This is a genomic window from Peribacillus frigoritolerans, from assembly GCF_030676415.1.
In the GTDB taxonomy this organism is placed as follows: domain Bacteria; phylum Bacillota; class Bacilli; order Bacillales; family DSM-1321; genus Peribacillus; species Peribacillus frigoritolerans_A.
The window spans coordinates 60,677-80,319 of the sequence record NZ_JAUUTW010000002.1; the positions used below are offsets into that span (position 1 = coordinate 60,677).

General features: G+C 43.4%; 20 protein-coding genes. 14 read left to right on the forward strand and 6 right to left on the reverse strand.

All coding sequences use genetic code 11. The features are described 5' to 3' along the window. Window positions 1-97 precede the first annotated feature (97 nt). Window positions 98-940: an EcsC family protein gene (locus tag Q8G36_RS02260; RefSeq protein ID WP_305158777.1), complete on the forward strand. Its 843-nt coding sequence runs from the start codon at window positions 98-100 to the stop codon at window positions 938-940. Continuing rightward, window positions 937-1,449, forward strand: a complete 513-nt coding sequence (locus Q8G36_RS02265) for a MogA/MoaB family molybdenum cofactor biosynthesis protein (RefSeq protein ID WP_305158778.1) — start codon at window positions 937-939, stop codon at window positions 1,447-1,449. The genes Q8G36_RS02260 and Q8G36_RS02265 overlap by 4 nt, the downstream gene beginning before the upstream one ends. 58 nt (window positions 1,450-1,507) lie before the next feature. On the opposite strand, the gene Q8G36_RS02270 is transcribed toward Q8G36_RS02265, so the two are convergent. Beyond that, window positions 1,508-1,822, reverse strand: a complete 315-nt coding sequence (locus Q8G36_RS02270; RefSeq protein WP_305158779.1) for a hypothetical protein — start codon at window positions 1,820-1,822, stop codon at window positions 1,508-1,510. Window positions 1,823-2,035: 213 nt separating this feature from the next. On the opposite strand from Q8G36_RS02270, the gene Q8G36_RS02275 reads away from it, so the two are divergent. Together Q8G36_RS02275 and argH are read left to right on the forward strand one after the other, a co-directional pair. Further along, window positions 2,036-3,241 carry an argininosuccinate synthase gene (locus Q8G36_RS02275; protein ID WP_305158780.1) on the forward strand — a complete coding sequence of 402 codons (1,206 nt, stop codon included), beginning with the start codon at window positions 2,036-2,038 and terminating at the stop codon, window positions 3,239-3,241. Continuing rightward, on the forward strand, window positions 3,238-4,617 hold the full coding sequence (argH, locus tag Q8G36_RS02280) for an argininosuccinate lyase (RefSeq protein WP_305158781.1): 1,380 nt from the start codon (window positions 3,238-3,240) through the stop codon (window positions 4,615-4,617). The genes Q8G36_RS02275 and argH overlap by 4 nt, the downstream gene beginning before the upstream one ends. Window positions 4,618-4,672: 55 nt before the next feature. Here the strand turns inward: argH and Q8G36_RS02285 are convergent, their stop codons facing one another. Continuing rightward, on the reverse strand, window positions 4,673-5,107 hold the full coding sequence (locus Q8G36_RS02285; protein WP_305159026.1) for a universal stress protein: 435 nt from the start codon (window positions 5,105-5,107) through the stop codon (window positions 4,673-4,675). Between the two features lie 636 nt (window positions 5,108-5,743). Between Q8G36_RS02285 and Q8G36_RS02290 the strand changes: the two genes are divergently transcribed. Next, window positions 5,744-5,902: a hypothetical protein gene (locus Q8G36_RS02290; protein ID WP_305158782.1), complete on the forward strand. Its 159-nt coding sequence runs from the start codon at window positions 5,744-5,746 to the stop codon at window positions 5,900-5,902. An 85-nt stretch (window positions 5,903-5,987) separates the two neighbouring features. Here the strand turns inward: Q8G36_RS02290 and Q8G36_RS02295 are convergent, their stop codons facing one another. Next, window positions 5,988-7,085, reverse strand: a complete 1,098-nt coding sequence (locus Q8G36_RS02295) for a M24 family metallopeptidase (RefSeq protein ID WP_305158783.1) — start codon at window positions 7,083-7,085, stop codon at window positions 5,988-5,990. A 118-nt stretch (window positions 7,086-7,203) separates the two neighbouring features. Here Q8G36_RS02295 and Q8G36_RS02300 point away from each other — a divergent pair, with 118 nt between their 5' ends. From Q8G36_RS02300 to Q8G36_RS02310, 3 genes are all read left to right on the forward strand, one after another. After that, entirely contained in the window at window positions 7,204-7,884 is a 681-nt protein-coding gene (locus tag Q8G36_RS02300; RefSeq protein WP_305158784.1) for a metal-dependent hydrolase, read from the forward strand. 199 nt (window positions 7,885-8,083) lie between these two features. After that, window positions 8,084-8,308: a hypothetical protein gene (locus Q8G36_RS02305; protein ID WP_133349657.1), complete on the forward strand. Its 225-nt coding sequence runs from the start codon at window positions 8,084-8,086 to the stop codon at window positions 8,306-8,308. Between the two features lie 71 nt (window positions 8,309-8,379). After that, entirely contained in the window at window positions 8,380-9,699 is a 1,320-nt protein-coding gene (locus Q8G36_RS02310) for a DRTGG domain-containing protein (protein WP_305158785.1), read from the forward strand. Between the two features lie 27 nt (window positions 9,700-9,726). Here Q8G36_RS02310 and Q8G36_RS02315 read toward each other — a convergent pair whose 3' ends face one another. After that, the gene (locus Q8G36_RS02315; protein WP_305158786.1) at window positions 9,727-10,029 is read right to left on the reverse strand and encodes a YtpI family protein; all 303 of its coding nucleotides are present in this window, start codon (window positions 10,027-10,029) and stop codon (window positions 9,727-9,729) included. 168 nt (window positions 10,030-10,197) lie between these two features. Here Q8G36_RS02315 and Q8G36_RS02320 point away from each other — a divergent pair, with 168 nt between their 5' ends. Then, window positions 10,198-11,136, forward strand: coding sequence for a DHH family phosphoesterase (locus Q8G36_RS02320; protein ID WP_305158787.1), 939 nt, complete (start codon window positions 10,198-10,200; stop codon window positions 11,134-11,136). Window positions 11,137-11,208: 72 nt separating this feature from the next. Here Q8G36_RS02320 and ytrI read toward each other — a convergent pair whose 3' ends face one another. Further along, entirely contained in the window at window positions 11,209-11,712 is a 504-nt protein-coding gene (gene ytrI / locus Q8G36_RS02325; RefSeq protein WP_305158788.1) for a sporulation membrane protein YtrI, read from the reverse strand. Further along, window positions 11,709-12,044, reverse strand: coding sequence for a YtrH family sporulation protein (locus Q8G36_RS02330; protein ID WP_076364742.1), 336 nt, complete (start codon window positions 12,042-12,044; stop codon window positions 11,709-11,711). Before Q8G36_RS02330 ends, ytrI begins: the two co-directional genes overlap by 4 nt. A 181-nt stretch (window positions 12,045-12,225) precedes the next feature. Here Q8G36_RS02330 and dnaE point away from each other — a divergent pair, with 181 nt between their 5' ends. The 5 genes from dnaE to accA all read left to right on the forward strand — a co-directional run bounded on the left by dnaE (window position 12,226) and on the right by accA (window position 19,523). Then, window positions 12,226-15,585: a DNA polymerase III subunit alpha gene (gene dnaE, locus Q8G36_RS02335; RefSeq protein ID WP_336622945.1), complete on the forward strand. Its 3,360-nt coding sequence runs from the start codon at window positions 12,226-12,228 to the stop codon at window positions 15,583-15,585. A gap of 112 nt (window positions 15,586-15,697) precedes the next feature. Continuing rightward, complete coding sequence (locus Q8G36_RS02340; protein WP_305158790.1) at window positions 15,698-16,939, forward strand: NAD(P)-dependent malic enzyme; 1,242 nt, start codon at window positions 15,698-15,700, stop codon at window positions 16,937-16,939. Window positions 16,940-16,944: 5 nt separating this feature from the next. Beyond that, window positions 16,945-17,574, forward strand: coding sequence for a FadR/GntR family transcriptional regulator (locus Q8G36_RS02345; protein ID WP_094246639.1), 630 nt, complete (start codon window positions 16,945-16,947; stop codon window positions 17,572-17,574). Window positions 17,575-17,664: 90 nt separating this feature from the next. Beyond that, complete coding sequence (gene accD, locus Q8G36_RS02350) at window positions 17,665-18,528, forward strand: acetyl-CoA carboxylase, carboxyltransferase subunit beta (protein WP_305158791.1); 864 nt, start codon at window positions 17,665-17,667, stop codon at window positions 18,526-18,528. Further along, window positions 18,525-19,523: an acetyl-CoA carboxylase carboxyl transferase subunit alpha gene (accA, locus tag Q8G36_RS02355; RefSeq protein WP_305158792.1), complete on the forward strand. Its 999-nt coding sequence runs from the start codon at window positions 18,525-18,527 to the stop codon at window positions 19,521-19,523. Before accD ends, accA begins: the two co-directional genes overlap by 4 nt. The last annotated feature ends 120 nt before the right edge of the window (window positions 19,524-19,643 follow it).

Sequence of the window (19,643 nt, forward strand, 5' to 3'; positions counted from 1 at the left end):
TGAACGCTGGATCGCCATCATCTATTCTCTGAAAAGCTTCCTTCTATGGTATACTTAAGGGAGAATCCACCAATTCTGTACATAGGAGGCTTGATGCATGGAATTCACGAACCGGGAAATGAAACTTTGGAATGAAATTAGTGAATGGCAGGAAAAACTTTATCAATATGAGCCAACGGATCTTGCTGCATTGTATGATAAATGGTTGGAACAGGGGTTTGCCCTGCTTCCGGAAAACGTCCAACAACAGTTTTTTGAAAAGCTTGATACTTGGCTTTTTCATTTGCATGCCATGGTTCAGAGCTCACAAGTTCAAATAGATGCAAGAGAGCGGATTTTAGCATCTGCGCGCGTGTTTAATGAAGAAATCGAAACGTTGAGTGATTTGAATCACTTATCGATCGATCAGTTGAATTACATAGCCAACCAGCATATCGCTAAGCATCGCTTATATTCATTTGCACAAGGCGGGATGAGCGGATCAGGAGGCATGCTTCTGCTAGGGAGCGATATTCCGGCCATGACGGTCATCAATGTCAGGATCGTACAGCTGATTGCGATGTCTTATGGTGTTGAGGTGAATACACCGTTTGAAATGATGCTGGCCCTTAAGGTATTCAATGCAGGAGCGATGCCGAAGAGGCTCCAAGGAATAGCCTGGGAAGAATTGATCCGCGAGGTCCAGACCGCAGAAGATGACTATTTTTATTTAGGTATCGAAGAACTGACAAACCCGTCCTGGATGGAACAGCCGCTGAAGCAGCTGTTGAAAGCATTATCCATTACTGTTTTTCGGAAAAAACTGGTTCGGGGCATACCGTTCATCAGCATGGCCATCGGGGCTGGATCCAATTATCAAATGACCCGGAGTGTCAGTGAATTTGCCCAGAAGTTCTATCAATATCGTTATTTACTGGAGAAGAAGGCTGATGAAGAATGAGTGTCAAGAATCATAAAAAAGCCGTCACGGAGGCAGTTAACTGCATGGTGATAACCGTCAGCGATACGCGAAATGAAGAAACGGATAAAAGCGGGGCACTGATGATGGAATTATTGAAATCGAATGGGCATGAAGTGACGGATTATGTAATCATTAAAGATGAGCGGAAAGCGATTCAGGATGCGGTCACTTCTGGCTGCCAAAGCAGCACGGTCGATGTCATATTAACAAATGGAGGCACTGGCATCGCCAATAGGGATGTAACGATCGAGGCGGTCAAAGAATTGATGACCAAGGAAATTCCCGGTTTTGGCGAGATTTTCCGAATGCTCAGCTATCAAGAGGATATCGGTTCGGCTGCCATTCTATCCAGGGCGATTGCCGGAGTCGTGAACAACAAAGCGGTTTTTTCCACCCCGGGCTCATCAGGGGCGGTTCGGCTTGCGATGAATAAATTGATTCTTCCGGAATTGGGACATGTCGTTGGTGAACTTCGCAAGGATTTATAAGAGGAATGCAAAAAAAGCCACAGTTTTAAACTGTGGCTTTTTTTGCATGGAATAGGCCTTAATTATGCATCTTTTCAGTTACGCCTTGATTGGCACGATACCAAAGCCATAAATCATTGATGATGGAAGCAAGTTCCGCAATTTCGGAATTGAGCTGGCATGATTTGGCGAAATTACTCTCATCGGAAAGCCGAAACTGCTTTCGGTTAATGGTGGATTCCAGTTCCTTGATGCGGTCCGGGATGCTTCCCCGGATATTCTCCCAATGTACGAGTATTTGCTGTTGCTCGCCTTTTGTATATTCATCCCATTCCAGATTCAAATCGGGAATTGGGATGCCAAGCCGTTCATCATAGGTAAATTGTTCTTTCATATGCCCTCCACTTTTCGATTTATCATACTCCTAGTTTACTATATTCTCGCGGAAGCATCCAATGTGTAAATTCCCTGAAAATATTAGCGGATTATTTAGCAAAATCTTTAAAATACCCCTTGTATTCCTTTAATAAAGATGATAAAGTACTAATCATAGATTGAATAAAAATAACAAACGATGAATTTTTATTCATACGAAAGGACGATGGAAATGGAAAATCAAAAAGTTGTTTTAGCATATTCCGGAGGTTTGGATACTTCCGTTGCAATTAAATGGTTACAAGATCAAGGGTACGAAGTTGTTGCATGCTGCTTGGATGTCGGTGAAGGGAAAGATTTGGACTTCATTAAAGAAAAAGCGATCACTGTTGGTGCGGTAAGTTCCTATGTAATTGATGCGAAGGACGAATTCGCTGATGAATTCGCATTGACGGCTCTTCAGGCACATACTTTGTATGAAGGGAAATATCCATTGGTATCAGCTTTATCACGTCCGCTGATCGCGAAGAAATTAGTGGAAGTGGCTGAAGCGGAAAACGCGGTAGCCGTTGCGCACGGTTGTACGGGAAAAGGAAATGACCAAGTGCGTTTCGAAGTATCAATCTCCGCATTGAACCCTAATTTGCAAGTTCTTGCACCTGTTCGTGACTGGAAATGGTCTCGTGAAGAGGAGATTGAATATGCAGCGAAAAATGGCATTCCCGTTCCGATTGGCATGGCGAGTCCGTTCTCGATTGACCAAAACCTTTGGGGAAGAAGTAACGAATGTGGAATCCTGGAAGATCCTTGGGCAGCTCCACCGGAAGATGCATATGATTTGACTACAAGCCTTGAATGTACGCCGGATACTGCTGATATCATTGAAATTGGTTTTGAACAAGGTGTGCCAGTTACATTGAATGATAAAAACTATAAATTGGCTGACCTGATCGTCGAGTTGAATCAAATTGCCGGCAAACACGGAGTTGGACGTATCGATCACGTTGAAAATAGATTAGTAGGAATCAAATCACGTGAAGTCTATGAAGCTCCTGGTGCGATGACATTGATAGCTGCACACAAAGAACTTGAAGATATCACGCTTGTAAAAGAATTGGCTCACTTCAAACCGGTGATCGAGAAGAAAATGACTGAATTGATTTATGAAGGACTTTGGTTCTCTCCGCTTCAAAAAGCTTTAGCTGCATTCCTGAAAGAAACACAAGTGAATGTAACGGGTACGGTACGTGTGAAACTATTCAAAGGTCATGCGATTGTTGAAGGAAGAAAATCCGAGTACTCCCTATATGACGAAAAATTGGCTACCTATACAAAAGCGGACGAATTCGATCATGATGCAGCAGTTGGATTCATTAAGTTATGGGGACTTCCAACGAAAGTGAACAGCATGGTCAATAGCAAGAAGGTGACAGTGTGAGCAGCAAGCTTTGGGGAGGAAGATTTACGAAATCTGCCGAAGAATGGGTAGATGAGTTCGGAGCTTCCATTTCCTTTGACCAGGAACTTGTCCTTGAAGATATTCAAGGCAGTTTAGCTCATGTAACCATGTTAAAGAAATGCAGCATTTTACCTGAAGAAGATGCGGATCAGATCATTGCGGGTCTGAAAAGTTTACAGGAAAAAGCTGAGAAGGGTGAATTGACTTTTAAGGTTGAGATGGAAGATATCCATCTCAACCTGGAAAGTATGCTAATAAGCGAAATCGGTCCAGTTGGCGGAAAGCTTCATACAGGAAGAAGCCGTAATGACCAAGTTGCAACCGACCTTCATCTGTATATGCGGAACCAAACGAAAGTGATTCTGGAACTCATCAATGATTTGCAAATAGCGATTTTGGGACAATCCAAGAAAAATGTGGAAACACTAATTCCAGGTTATACACATTTGCAGCGTGCACAGCCCATTTCATTTGCCCACCACTTAATGGCTTATTTTTGGATGCTTGAGCGTGATAAGCAGCGCTTCACCGAGAGTTTCAAAAGGATTAATATTTCTCCATTGGGTGCTGGGGCATTAGCTGGGACGACTTTCCCGATTGACCGTGCGCTCAGTGCCGAGCTATTGGGGTTTGAGGGAATTTATGAAAACAGTCTTGATGCGGTAAGTGATCGTGATTTTGCCATTGAATTCATGAGCAACAGTGCGACCATGATGATGCATTTATCCCGTTTCAGCGAAGAAATCATTCTCTGGTCAAGCCAAGAGTTCCAATTCATTGAATTGGATGATGCGTTTTCCACGGGAAGCAGCATCATGCCGCAAAAGAAAAACCCTGATATGGCGGAATTGATCCGTGGTAAAACAGGACGGGTTTATGGGAACCTAACGGGGTTATTGACTGTTTTGAAAGGACTGCCGCTTGCTTATAACAAAGATATGCAAGAAGATAAAGAAGGCGTTTTTGATACGGTTAAGACCATTGTTGGTTCACTTAAAATATTTGCCGGCATGATTTCAACGATGAAAGTGAAAACGGACGTAATGGAAAAAGCAACAAAAAATGACTTCTCGAACGCGACGGAATTAGCTGATTACCTAGCTTCAAAGGGTATGCCTTTCCGTAAGGCGCACGAAGTGGTCGGGAAGCTTGTATTGTTCTGTGTCCAGAATGGCTGCTATTTAGTGGACCTAAGCATTGAACAATTCCAGGAAGCTTCCGAGTTGTTTGAACAGGATATTTATGATGCATTAAATCCGTATGAAGCAGTTAAACGCCGTAACAGTGCGGGCGGTACAGGTTTTGCCCAAGTTTTGCTGGCGATTGAAAAAGCGGAAAAACTGGTAAGTGAATAACAGGAAAAAGCTCGTTCACCAATTTGGCGAACGAGCTTTTTATCATTTTCTATTATCAATTCGTACGCACGACCATTACATCACAGTTAGAATGGCGAACGATGCCTTCCGACACGCTGCCGATAAGGAAACGTTCGACTGCATTAAGGCCCGTTGCACCGCATACAATTAAATCGATCGAATGCTTTTTCGCTAAATCCCTTGGAATTTGAACTTTAGGAGAACCATATGCAACTTCTGTTTGGACCTTTGCAATCCCGGATGCAATGGCTTCCGTTTTATACTTGTCCAATAGCTCATTGGCAAAGGTTTCAGAGTGATCACGGATAGTCATATCATAAGCTTCGACAGTAGGGAAATTCCTTGTATCCACGATATGTGTGAGAACAAGGGTAGCGTCACTGAGTTTTGCTAAATAGATTGACTTTTTTAGGGCCCATTCTGCTTCTTCCGAACCATCCACTGCTACAAGAATATTTTTATAATCTATACTATTCAAGTGAATCTCCTCCTTCTATTTCATTCCTATTATACTATGATTTACCTAATGGATCTGATTTCAATTGTAACAAATTAGCGAATGTTTTAGCCAATGATCTGGAAATCGCAAAATGAAAAAAATGATTCTAACCTTATTATGATGAAAAGATAAGCACATTCATTGCATGAACGAAACGCTCACCTTATTTACCTAATTTATGGTGAATTTAATGTGAGAGGGGAGTTTTTTTCTTTGAGTGTTTCAAGAATATTAAATTATGCATCATATGTATAAGATTTTGTATGCTTTGATCTATTTCATTTATATTTTTTACATCAATGCTGTACATGCTTCGATCAGTTTAATGAGTATATCAGCACTGCTGCTTCCATTTGTTCTTTTACTATTTTTCGGTGGATTTCATGGAAATATACCGATCAGCATAATAAAAGGAAAATCAAAATTAGATTTATAATCATTTCAAGCCTTGGCTTTTCTCTTCTATTATTGTGTTTTTATGTGAGGGGTAGATGAATATGAATCAAGGTTCACCACTGAAAGGTGGTTAAATGATGATGAAGGAAGAGTATATCTGGTTGAATGAATTAAAATGAATGGATAGGCAAGACATAAGAAGAAGTGATCATGCTTTTAGGGTCCCCAACGGAATATTTTAAAGAGAATGATCATGTTGTTTATTTTCTTGGTGCCGAGAGGGGAATCATAAGAATAGATAGTGAATGGCTGGTCATTTTGTTTGACGGCAGTGATAAAGCAGTGAAGCTTGAACGGCTGACCGATTAGTAAAATGAATTTTGATTAATAGATACCCCCGTCTTAAATGAAGGCGGGGGTATCCGGGTCTTTATATTAAATGGTTAATGCATGATCACTTTATGATTTGCAGGCTCTTCGGGAATTTGGTCAAAACCTCACAGCCGGTATCGGTGATCAGTAGATCATCTTCAATCCTGACGCCTGCAACATTTGGAACATATATGCCAGGTTCGATGGTATAAACCATTCCGGATTGGAGTTCGAGGGAATTCGTTTCAGTCAAGGATGGATACTCATGGACGCTGATCCCAAGTCCGTGGCCGAGCCTGTGCGGGAAGAATTCACCGTATCCTTTATTCCTGATGATGTTTCTGGCAGTCAAGTCTATCTCGGAACAGGATACACCAGGTTTACTGGCTGCAACGGCAGCTTCCTGTGCTCTAAGTACAGTTTCATATATTTCTGCCTGTTTATCATTGATATCTCCGTAAGCAACCGTTCTAGTGATGTCAGAGCAGTACCCTTCATGAACGACGCCCAGGTCAAAGAGGACAAGATCGCCGCGCTGAACCTTCGTATTCCCGGGTGTGCCATGTGGGGAAGCGCCATTTTTACCAGTCAGGACCATGGTGGAAAAAGACATTTGGCTGACTCCGGCCTTTTTCAATTCGTATTCTATCGCTGCAAGGATTTCCATTTCCGTTTTACCTTCATGAATTTCGCTGACACCCACTTCAATCGCAAAGTCGGCAAGGCGGCATGCTTCACGGATTTTGACCATTTCATCTTCCGATTTGATCATTCGCATCCTTTGAAGTTTTTCTTCTGCGGAAACGAGCTTTGGTGCTCCGAAGTATTGTTGGACCTTTTCATAACGTTCTACATTCATATGCTCTTTTTCAATGGCCATTGTATGAATGGTTAACCCGCGATTCTCCACTGCTTGCTTAACTTTTTCCCAAGGATTTTCAATGTCGGTGTAACCGATGATATCTCCATCCCATCCAGCCTGTTTAGCATCCGGAACTTCCATCTGCGGGCAGACAAGGAAAGGTTCGGCATTTGCAAAAATGGCAAGTGCCAGCAGTCTTTCATGAGGATCACTAAAAAAACCGCTCAAATAGAAGATGCTCTCTGTAGATGTAAGTAAAGCGGCATCAGCCTCATTGGCCTGCAGCCAATTTTGTAGTCCTGTCAAACGTTCATTCATGACGATACCTCCATTAATAAGATATAATTACCTTAGCAATATTTAAAAGTATAGTAAATGGGAAAGGCCTAAGAAAGCTACATAAAAAAATTGTTGGTATGGGAAGGGAGCATCAAAAATGAAAGTATCTTTTCATGGACATGCAGTTGTAAAAGTCGAAACGAATGGTAAAACGATTTTAATCGATCCATTCATTACTGGAAACGAATTAACCGATTTGAAGGTAGAAGATGTGAAACCGGATGTGATCATCTTAACACATGGCCATAATGACCACGTCGGTGATACGGTTGAATTGGCCAAAAGGCATGATGCGCTTGTCATCGGCATTGCAGAGATTGCCGACTACCTGGGTGCTCAAGGAGTCAGGACCCACGGGATGAGCATCGGCGGAGCTTTCGAGTTCGACTTTGGAAAAGTGAAACTGACGCCTGCTTTCCATGGAACGGGATTCAATAACGAAGAGGGGCAAATCATTTATTTAGGAATGCCTGCTGGCATATTGCTTACGATAGAAGGGAAAACGATTTATCATGCAGGGGATACAGCGGTATTTTCAGATATGAAACTGATCGGGGAGCGACATCCGATTGACTTGGCATTCTTGCCAATCGGCGACAATTACACCATGGGCCCGGAAGATGCAGCACTTGCAGCGAAATTCCTTCAAGCCAAACAAGTCGTGCCGATTCATTATAATACGTTCCCTGTCATCAAACAGGACCCTGACAAATTCATCGACTTGCTTGAAGAGCGAAATGGGCTGATCATGGAAGCCGGGGATGAAATAGAATTTTAATAGGAGCGGGAGCCTGCAGGGCTTCCGTTTTTTATGTGGATTGTTATGGGGATAGCCGGCCAAAATTGAAGATTTCCCTGTAGCATTGCCTTTCACGCAAATCATTCCGGCAATCGGAAAGTAAAGTCTCGTTCAGCAGCCAAGTCTTTTTTCCTGTCACAGGCATAAAATGAATAGATGAAAAAAAGGGGGGGATTGGATGAAACAGAGGTTATTACTGTGTTTACTTTTATGCGGTGTGATGCTGTATTATGCCGTGCCGCGTTTGTCGTTGGAAAGTGGCGGTCTGGAGAGTCTGTTTGCTGGATCCTGGCTGTTGTTTGCATTGTTGGCAGTCGCTGGAAACTTGACGGGCATACTATATTCTCCTAAGAAACAAAAGGTAAAACGCCAGCTGGAATACAAAAGGTTGCGCCAATACTAGTAGTTGTTTGATAAACTAGGCTCTTTGACCTTATAATGGAGAATAGGAATACCGTGAAAAGGGTGAAGCGCTTGGCTACAAAGCATGAACAAATATTAAAACATATCGATGGGCTCCCTGTTGGCGAAAAGATTTCCGTCCGTCAAATTGCGAAAGCATTGAATGTTAGTGAAGGTACGGCATACCGGGCCATTAAAGAGGCGGAGAACCAGGGCTACGTGAGCTCGATTGAACGGGTAGGCACGATCCGTATTGAGAAAAAGAAAAAAGAGAATATTGAAAAGCTCACTTTCGCTGAGGTAGTCAATATTGTTGACGGACAAGTTCTTGGTGGGAAAACGGGACTTCATAAGACATTAAATAAATTCGTCATCGGGGCGATGAAGCTGGATGCCATGATGAGATATACAGGGGCAGGAAACCTGCTGATCGTCGGGAACCGTACACAGGCCCACGAGCACGCGTTAAAAGCGGGTGCGGCGGTGCTGATCACCGGGGGATTCGATACGGAAGAGCCCGTTAAAAGGTTAGCCGATGAATTGGAGATGCCAGTCATCTCAACGAGTTACGATACGTTTACCGTCGCAACGATGATCAATCGGGCGATCTATGACCAATTGATCAAAAAGGAAATCTTGCTGGTGGAGGATATTTTGACACCCGTACAGGAAACGACCTTTTTGACAGTGGGTGACCGGGTTCAGACTTGGCATGAACTGAATCAGGAATCGGGGCATAGCCGTTTCCCTGTTGTCGATGACAAAATGAAGGTTCAAGGAATGGTCACATCAAAAGATATCATTGGACAGGAAGAGCTGACGCTCATTGATAAGGTGATGACGAAAAACCCGATGACCGTAGGCGATAAAATGAGTGTGGCATCTTCTGCACATATGATGGTTTGGGAAGGGATTGAGTTAATCCCGGTCGTGAATGACAGTCATATCCTAAAGGGAATCGTGAGCAGGCAGGATGTGCTGAAGGCACTGCAAATGAGTCAAAGGCAGCCTCAGGTCGGCGAAACGATCGACGATACGATCACCAGCCAGCTTGTGATGACTTCGAATCGTGGCAAGGGCGAGGAAGTGTATAACTATGGCGTCACTCCGCAGATGACCAATTACCTTGGGACCATTTCAAGCGGTGTGTTCACGACATTGGTCACCGACTCGGCAAACCGTGCACTTCGAAGCTATAAGCGCGGTGACTTGGTCGTGGAAAACATGACGATCTACTTCATCAAGCCAGTTCAGATCGACAGTACGCTTGAAATCCATCCGCGTGTCCTTGATGTAGGACGTAAATTCGGAAAAGTGGATGTCGAGGTGTTTAACCAAGGTAAACTTGTCGGCAAGGCGATGTTGACTTGCCAATTGCTGGACAGGTCATGAAAAATAAAAAGGATAATCGAAATTCGATTATCCTTTTTGATTTGCAGCTTCTTCGATTGCATGCGGCAAATAAAATTTATACATTTTATAGCCGCCCCAAACACTGAATAGGCCAACGAAGATGAAAACGGCAGCAATGATATAAGTGATGGTCGTGTGGAATAGAAAAAGCTGATTGATTCCGAATAGTGCGACAAACGAACCAAGGGCAATGGAAGACTTCCCTGAAATCCACTTTTTCTCCATCGGCATTCTGGTTCGGACCGATTTGATTTTATAAAACAGATAGACCCCTAGTGAAAGAACGATCAAGGTGACAAGAATAGGCATCGTTTGAAATTCCCCCAATTTAACATATGTACCTTTTTATTGTAGCGGGAAATGAAAGAGAATGCCACAGTAAACAAGATGAGTCTTCCTATTTCCGCAATTTTTTGATTAAATGAAATATATCATCTTTATAAGGCTCGATAATACATATGTTAAGGGGAGATCAATATGAAAGCTGAAATATTAGCAGATATAAAGCGTTATGATACTATCATTCTCCATCGTCATGTCCGTCCAGATCCGGACGCTTATGGTTCACAGGGGGGATTGGCGGAAATCCTGAAAGCATCTTTTCCCGAAAAGCGAATTTATACGGTCGGGAAAGAAGAACCGTCATTGAATTACTTAAGAAGGCTCGATGTGATTTCGGATGAAACATATCAAGGCGCTCTGGTCATCGTTTGTGATACCGCAAATACGGACCGGATTTGTGATGCACGGTACACGACGGGCGATAAACTGATTAAGATCGATCATCACCCTAATGAAGATCCATATGGGGATATGCGCTGGGTTGATACATCGGCAAGTTCCACAAGTGAAATGATTTATGAGTTTTACCAGTTCGGTAAAGAACAAGGCTTGAAGATGAGTGATGAAGCGGCACGCCTTCTATATGCAGGCATTGTTGGCGATACAGGTCGTTTCCTATTCCAAAGTACGACTGAAAAGACATTTGCCTATGCCAGTGAATTGATTCATTATTCGTTCTCCCGCCCGCAGTTATATCAGGAGATGTATGATGTCGAAGAAAGCATAGTCCGGTTGAATGGCTATGTCCTGCAGCATTTTGAAATCCTTCCATATGGAACAGGGAAAATGATCATCACGAAAGATATACTTGAAAAATTCCATGCTTCTACATCTGAGGCATCCCAGCTCGTTTCCTCGCTTGGCTCGATTAAAAATGTTAAGTCATGGGTCTTTTTCATTGAAGAGGATAATGAAATCAGAGTCCGTTTCCGTTCTAAAGGACCAATCATCAATACGATTGCCCGTAAATATAACGGAGGAGGCCACCCGCTTGCAGCAGGGGCTTCGATCCATTCCTGGGATGAAGTGGATAATATCCTTGCCGACATGGAAGAGTTGAATAAAGCGGAATGAAAAAATTCAAAGACCAAATCGCATATGATTTGGTCTTTAAATTTGGTGGATTTTCACCCATTAAGTCCACATTTAAGAAGTAGTCCTTTTTAGTTTGATTTCAATATTCATTTTCGTATAAAACATGATTTCAACGACTTCAAGATGATAGCGCTTTTTATTGATGGTCATGATCTTATTTTCTATGGATTTTTTCAAAAGCACCTTTCCGTCATAGACACTGGCGACATCTTTGGCGAGAAGAGAGGAAAGGTCGTCCTCAATCACATCCTCCGCTTCTGCAATACTCAGCCGATCCAGACTGTATTTTTCATTCGTAATGGTTACTTCCACTTCCTGAATCGTCAGGATTTCCTCGTTTTTCTGGTTCAATTTTTTATAATCCTGCTCCCAAATTGCGATTTTCCCGTTTAAATCCTTGATCTTTTCTCTTTGTTCGTGAAGGGTCAGGATCTGCTTCTCCTGCTGGACACCATGCATATAAAAGAAAATCCCCCAGCTGATCAATCCGCCGAGTGCGGCTCCGGCAAAAAAACGCTGCCAGGTGGGAGACCGGTGATAGGGAGGAATCCTCATGATGAAATATGCTCCTGAGTGAACCAGTTTATGATCAGTGCTCCTGTCTGTGCTCCGCCAAGTGCAGATAGAATCAATAGGACCTGCTTGACTATATCCTTCGTTTCTCCATGGAAAATACCGCGTTCGAAATTATAGACCATATCAAAAGTACCCCCGATCGCAGCGACAATCGCCCAAATACGAAGGCTGTCCGACAGCCGGAATACAGTCGTCATCGGGGCTTGTCCAGTAAAAAAAGCGGCGAGGCCCCCGATTATCGAGCCGCCAAGCAATACGCCAAGCGATATGAAAAAGCTGTTGAGGAAGGCTGGAACAAAGGCTTCATTCATATATCATCATCCTTTTTTGCTTGATATCCTTCTATTCCATTTATATGGGAAGTTCAGAGGTAATATGATAGTCGCCGGAAATCAGAAGTTAAATTGCATTGGTAATGAGAACATATTTTCTTTTTTTGAAATAAACACTATAATGAAAAGAAACATGCCTTACAAAGGTGGGAGAAAAAACGTGTATACTCATCTCCATATTCAGAGCGGATACAGCCTGCTGACAAGTACAGTGAAGATCACTGAACTTGTGGCCAAAGCGAAAGCGGATGGCTGTACAAGTCTTGCCTTAACCGATCGAAATGTTATGTACGGTTCGGTCTATTTTTATAAAGAATGCAAGAGACAGGGTATAAAGCCGATCATCGGCATACTTGCGGATGTCCTTGATGAACGGGAATCTCCACATGGACTTCTTTTATTGGCAAAAAGTCTACAAGGATATCAAAACCTGCTTAAAATTAGCAGTGCCATAAAAACTAAATCCCCGTCAGGCATTCCAATGAATTGGCTTAAAGCCTATTCCCGGGGCTTGATTGCAATTACACCGGGTGCAGAGGGGCAAATAGAAACGCTATTGAGAGAAGGAAATCCTGAAGAAGCCAAACAGGCAGCAGAGCGGTTTCTGCAAATTTTTGGCCATGATAACTTTTATGTATCCATACAGCGACTTTCGATTGCGGATGAGGAAAAAGGTAACGAAGCCATAAGTCAGTTGGCGAGAGATTTAGAGATAAAGATTGTCGCGACGAATCCGGTCTATTATTTGAACGAAAGTGATGCACTCGCTCATGAAGTCCTTTTGGCAATTGGAAATGGCGACAAGCTGGCGGATGAAACGCATACGGTTCTTGAATCCGATCAATTTTATTTGAAAAGCAGGGCTCAGATGGCAGAACTATTCCATGACAGACCGGATGCACTCGAAAATACACTACATATTGACGCGCAATGCAATCTGGAAATTCCGTTTCATCGTTCACTGCTGCCTAAGTACCCTACTGAAGATGGAGTCACAGCCGAGGAAATGCTAGAAGCCATCTGTTTCCAAGGGCTGAAGAAAAGATTGCCGGAGCCATCCATTCAATATGAAGAACGCCTGCGATATGAATTGGATATCATCACCAAGATGAAATTCAGCGATTACTTTTTAATCGTTTGGGATTTCATGAAATTCGCTAAGGACCATCAAATCCTGACTGGTCCTGGAAGGGGGTCGGCCGCAGGATCGATGGTCGCTTATGTGCTGTCGATAACGGATGTCGATCCAATCGAACATTCCTTGCTGTTCGAGCGTTTCCTGAATCCGGAACGTGTCTCGATGCCGGATATCGACATTGACTTTCCGGATAACCGCCGTGAAGAAGTGATTGCCTATGTCGCGAAGAAGTACGGGGAACTTCATGTAGCACAAATCATTACATTCGGAACATTGGCTGCCAAGGCTGCCTTAAGGGACACAGGACGTGTTTTCAGCTTGAATTCAAAAGAACAGGAAGCGGTATCGAAAATGATTCCAGGCCGTCTGGGCATCACGCTTCCCGAGGCTTTCAAGGAATCGAAAAGGCTCAGGGAATTCGTTAATGAGAGTGACCTGAATCAAAAACTTTTTCAAACCGCGTTATTGCTTGAAGGGCTGCCTCGCCATGCTTCGACACATGCTGCAGGCGTCGTTATCAGTGACCAGGCACTGACCGAGCATATTCCGATTCAGGGAGGGCATGAAGGCATCCATCTGACTCAATATCCAATGGACCTTCTCGAAGAACTGGGGCTTCTTAAAATGGATTTTCTTGGACTCCGCAATTTAACGCTCATCGATAATATTTTAAATAACATCAAAAAGGGAACGGGGAAAAAGCTCGACTTGTCCCATATTCCGATGGATGACCCCGAGACGCTGGCGCTTTTAGGGAGAGGCGAAACAACCGGAGTGTTTCAATTTGAATCGGATGGCATCCGAAAGGTTTTGATCAAGCTGAAACCGAACCGATTCGAGGATATCGTCGCGGTCAATGCCCTATATCGTCCAGGTCCGATGGAAAATATACCGCTGTTCATCGAGCGAAAACATGGACTGGCTCCGATTGATTACCTGCACGAAGATTTGAAGGATATCCTCGAGCCTACATACGGGGTCATCGTTTATCAAGAACAAATCATGCAAATTGCCTCCCGCTTAGCCGGTTTTTCATTAGGGGAGGCTGACCTGCTCCGGCGTGCCGTTTCGAAGAAGAAGAAGGATGTTCTAGATCAAGAGCGGCAGCATTTCGTGAGCGGCTCATTGAAACAAGGATACTCCGAAAAAACGGCAGATGAGATTTATTCCTTGATTGTCCGCTTCGCTAACTATGGATTCAATCGAAGCCATGCGGTGGCGTATAGTTTCATCGCTTATCAGCTGGGTTACTTGAAAACCCACCATCCGGAATATTTCATGGCAGCACTTCTGACATCGGTCGTCGGGAATGATGAAAAGATTTCGCAATATATCCGTGAAGCAAAAAAGAAAGGGATAATGGTCCTGACCCCCTCGATTAACCGGAGCGGTTACCCGTTTTTACCGGAAAAGGAAGGGATCCGTTATAGCCTTGGCGCCATAAAAGGGATAGGCGGGACTGTCCTAAAAGAAATCTTTGCTGCGAGGAGGCAGAAGAAGTTCGCTGATTTATTCGATTTCTGTTTGCGCGTTTCGGGAAAAATCGTAAATAGAAAAGTGTTGGAGGCGCTTGTGCATTCAGGTGCATTTGATGAATTCGGTGAAGACCGGGCAACATTGTTGGCGAGCTTGGACGTAGCGATCAATCATACTGAATTGGTTAATCCAGATGATGACCTATTCGATATGTTTTCGGATGGCGAGTTTTCACTCAAACCGAAATACAACCGGGTCGAGCCCATCCCCATCGAGCACAAACTCTCATTGGAAAAAAGCGCATTGGGGCTTTATCTATCGAATCATCCGGTGACAAGCTACAGGGAACTTTTTCAGCACTTCGGCTGTTTGACCATAGATGAAGCTACCAATAAAAAGGAATCAAAAGTCTTACTTGGCGCATACATTACTTCGGTTAAAACCATAAGGACAAAAAAGGGCGATGTGATGGCTTTCTTGAGCGTAAGTGATGAAGAGGGGGATATTGAAGCGGTCGTTTTTCCAAATGTTTATAAAAACCACTCTGCCGACTTGAATCATGGACAACTCGTCATGCTGCAAGGAACATTGGAAGAGCGTGATGGAAAAACACAGCTCCTGATCAGGAACGTATACCCGCTTGAAAGAGTGAAGCAGATGAAAGAGGAAAAAAACGGAACGGTATTCCTGAAAATTGAGGCTGGCAAGCAAACGAAGGATACACTGCAAAAAATAAAAAAAATATTAATGCAGCATAGCGGTGAAACCAAGGTCATGCTTTTTTACGAGAGGGAAAACCGCTATGTACAGCTATCTTATTGGGATTGGGTCAATCCTACAGATAGCCTGATGCAGGCATTATTTGACTTGGTCGGAAAAGGGAATGTGGTTTACAAGAAAGAATAACTGTTTTACAACTTTAATAGTTATGTTATATTGAAAACAGGCCGCTGTGGTCTGACCACTAGATTTCAGCATATAAGATATGGGTTACCCAATTTGTATTAGGAGTGAAAATATGACATTAAGAGAAGAAGCATTACATATGCATCGCTTGAATCAAGGAAAATTAGAAACAGTTTCGAAAGTACCGGTAAGGAATGCAGTAGATTTAAGCCTGGCTTATTCTCCTGGTGTCGCAGAACCATGTAAAGATATTTACGATAAGCCGGAAACCGTTTATGACTATACAATGAAGGGGAATACTGTTGCCGTTATTTCCGATGGAACGGCTGTGTTGGGACTTGGAAACATCGGTCCGGAGGCTGCTATGCCGGTAATGGAAGGAAAAGCCGTTTTATTTAAAAGTTTCGCTGGAGTGGACGCTTTCCCAATCTGTTTAAAAACGACGGATGTGGACAAAATTGTAGAGACCGTTAAATTACTCGAACCGACTTTCGGTGGAGTGAACTTAGAGGACATAGCCGCACCAAATTGTTTTGAAATTGAAGAACGGCTCAAGAAAGAAATGAATATTCCTGTTTTCCATGATGATCAGCACGGTACAGCCATTGTTACTGTTGCCGGTCTTGTGAACGCGTTACGACTAGTGAATAAATCAATGTCAGAAATTAAAGTGGTTGCGAATGGAGCAGGCGCTGCGGGCATTGCCATCATTAAATTGCTTTATAGCTATGGAGTTCGTGACATCATCATGTGTGATACGAAGGGTGCCATTTATGAGGGCCGTTCGACAGGTATGAATGATACAAAAGAACAAGTGGCGAAAGTGACCAATCGAAATAAGATTTCAGGACCTTTGGAAACTGTCATTCAAAACGCTGATGTATTTATAGGTGTTTCTGCCGCAGGTGCATTGACAAAAGAAATGGTTTCTTCGATGAACCGGGATGCGATCATTTTCGCGATGGCTAATCCAGATCCGGAAATCATGCCGGAAGATGCGAAAGCAGCGGGTGCCAAGGTTGTTGGAACAGGCCGTTCGGATTTCCCGAATCAGGTCAATAACGTCCTTGCTTTCCCAGGGATTTTCCGTGGGGCCTTAGATGTACGTGCGACTCATATCAATGAAAAAATGAAGGTAGCTGCAGTACAAGCCATTGCCGGTTTAATACAGGAACATGAGTTAAATGAAGACTACGTTATCCCTGCTCCATTTGATGCAAGGGTAGCACCTGCCGTTGCGGCTGCTGTTGCCAAGGCAGCGATGGAAACGGGAGTAGCTAGAATAAATGTAGATCCCGAGGAAATTAAAGAAAAAACAAGGAAATTAGCGATCATTGGAAAAAGTGAGGAATAATTAATTTGGCAGGTCGTACTTCTTCATCCAAAATTTATCTCGATGTCGTTGAGAGCCTACGTAGCATGATTGAAGCGGACAGCCTCCTGCCGGGAGATAAAATCCCATCAGAACGGGAGTTATCGGATCGTTTTAATGTTGGCCGTTCCTCTGTCCGTGAAGCATTGCGTGCCTTAGAGCTATTAGGATTAATAGAAACAAGGCGTGGTGAAGGGACGTTTATCAGGGATTTCCAGGAGCATAAGCTAGTCGAGCTTCTGGGAACCTTTTTTTTGCAAGATAAAAAAGTACAAGAAGATTTGTCTGAGACGAAAAGGCTGATTGAAATTGACTGTTTGCGGATCGTCGCCTTTTTCGCTACGGCTGAAGATATCAAAAGATTAATGGCCTGGGTCAAAGCCGATGAGTTTCATGATGATGATTTCTTCTTAAGAATTGCCATTTTGAATCGCAATCGATTGCTGGAAAGAATTTGGCGCATTGTCAACAGCTATGCTAGAACATCAGAGATGGTACAGGGTAATGTGAAAAAAGAAGATTATCTGGCACTTCTTACATATTTGCTCGAACGTGATGAAGAAAAAGCCATCGAAACGTATCTTATTAGAATTAGAAATATGTCGAAGGACGAGTGACACCTTTTTACACGATACTAATTTTATTTCTGATATAGTTTGTACCAAGTATCATAAAATAGATAATTGGTGGTAAAGGGAGGATTAAGCTTGCTTAAAGAGCTATTTGCGAAGTCTAAGAAGAAATATGCAACGGTTCCTTTTGATCGGGAGAAACAAGATGTACCAGAAGGAATCATGACAAAGTGCACCGGCTGTAAAAAAATCATGTATACAAAAGAATTGGTAAAAAACAAGAAAGTCTGTCTGCATTGCGGGCACCATCATCCGATGTCTTCCCATGAGCGTATCGAATTTTTATTCGACGCCGGCAGTTTTAATGAATTTGATAAAGAAATGATTTCAGTTAACCCGCTTGAATTTCCGGATTACTTGGATAAATTGGAAAAAGATAAAAAGAAAGCCAAGATCAATGAGGCTGTTGTCACAGGAGTGGGAAGCATCAATGGGTACCAGGTTTCATCAGCCATCATGGATTCGAATTTCCGGATGGGAAGCATGGGCTCCGTTGTTGGGGAAAAAATTACCCGTGCCATTGAACGTGCAGCTGAATTGAAGATTCCGTTTATCATATTTACGGCATCAGGCGGCGCTCGGATGCAGGAAGGTGTATTAAGCTTGATGCAGATGGCAAAGACAAGTGCAGCACTCAAAATGTTCAGCAATGAAGGCGGACTGATCATTTCAATGATGACCCATCCTACCACAGGTGGGGTTTCGGCAAGTTTCGCGTCACTTGGCGATATTAATCTAGCCGAACCTGGAGCCCTTATTGGTTTTGCGGGACGAAGAATCATTGAACAGACGATCCATGAAGAGCTTCCTGAAGATTTCCAAACCGCTGAATTCTTGATGAAGCACGGCCAATTGGATGCGGTCGTCAAACGTACGGAAATGAAGGAAACCTTGACGACGATCCTTAAAATCCATGCCCCGGGCGGTGAATGGTTATGATTTACGAATTAGAGTTCGAGCGTCCCGTTACGGACCTGAGAAATAAGATTAAAGAGCTAAAGGCAATTTCGAAGGATGCTGATGTAGACCTTACAGCTGAAATCGAAACATTGGAAAAGCGTTTAGAGAAGCTGGAAGTGGATATTTATAACCATCTAAAACCGTGGGATCGTGTTCAGATTGCCCGGCATCCAGCCCGTCCGACGACGCTTGATTACATTCCGCTATTATTCAATGACTTCATCGAGTTTCATGGTGACCGTTATTATGGGGATGATGAAGCGATTGTCGCTGGAATCGCAGAATTTGATGGACTTGCCGTGACTGTCATCGGTCATCAACGAGGTAAAGATACGAAAGAAAACATCCGTCGTAACTTTGGCATGCCCCATCCTGAAGGCTATCGAAAAGCTTTGCGTCTGATGAAACAGGCGGAAAAATTCAACCGGCCGATTATTTGTTTCATTGATACGAAGGGAGCTTTCCCTGGTAAAGCTGCTGAAGAGCGCGGGCAAAGTGAAGCCATTGCGAAAAACCTTTTCGAAATGGCAGGGCTGAAGGTGCCGGTCATCAGCATTGTCATCGGTGAAGGCGGAAGCGGCGGTGCATTGGCACTTGGCGTCGGAGACCGAATTTTCATGCTTGAGAACTCCACCTATTCGGTAATTTCCCCTGAAGGGGCTGCAGCCTTGCTGTGGAAGGATGCCTCTCAGGCTAAGAGGGCTGCGGAATCGATGAAAATCACGGCTCCCGACTTAAACCGCTTAGGAGTCATCGATGAGATCATTCCTGAAGTGAGGGGCGGCGCCCATCGGGATTCAAATTTACAGGCTGAAGCCATCAAGGAAATCCTGAAACGTTCATTCCATGAACTTCTGCCATTGAATAGTGATGATCTAATCAACCAGCGTTATATGAAATTCAAGAAAATCGGTGAATATGAATTTGCAAAACAACCTGAGGGCGAACCTAAGGAAGTGGAACAGCATTCATAAACACATTTTGCAAAAGGAAAAACGTGCTGCCTGGGGCAACACGTTTTTTCATCCTTTCATGGGCGCATATGTATTCATTATCGAAACGAGTAAAGAATATGGTTTGTGTGTAGAATGTAA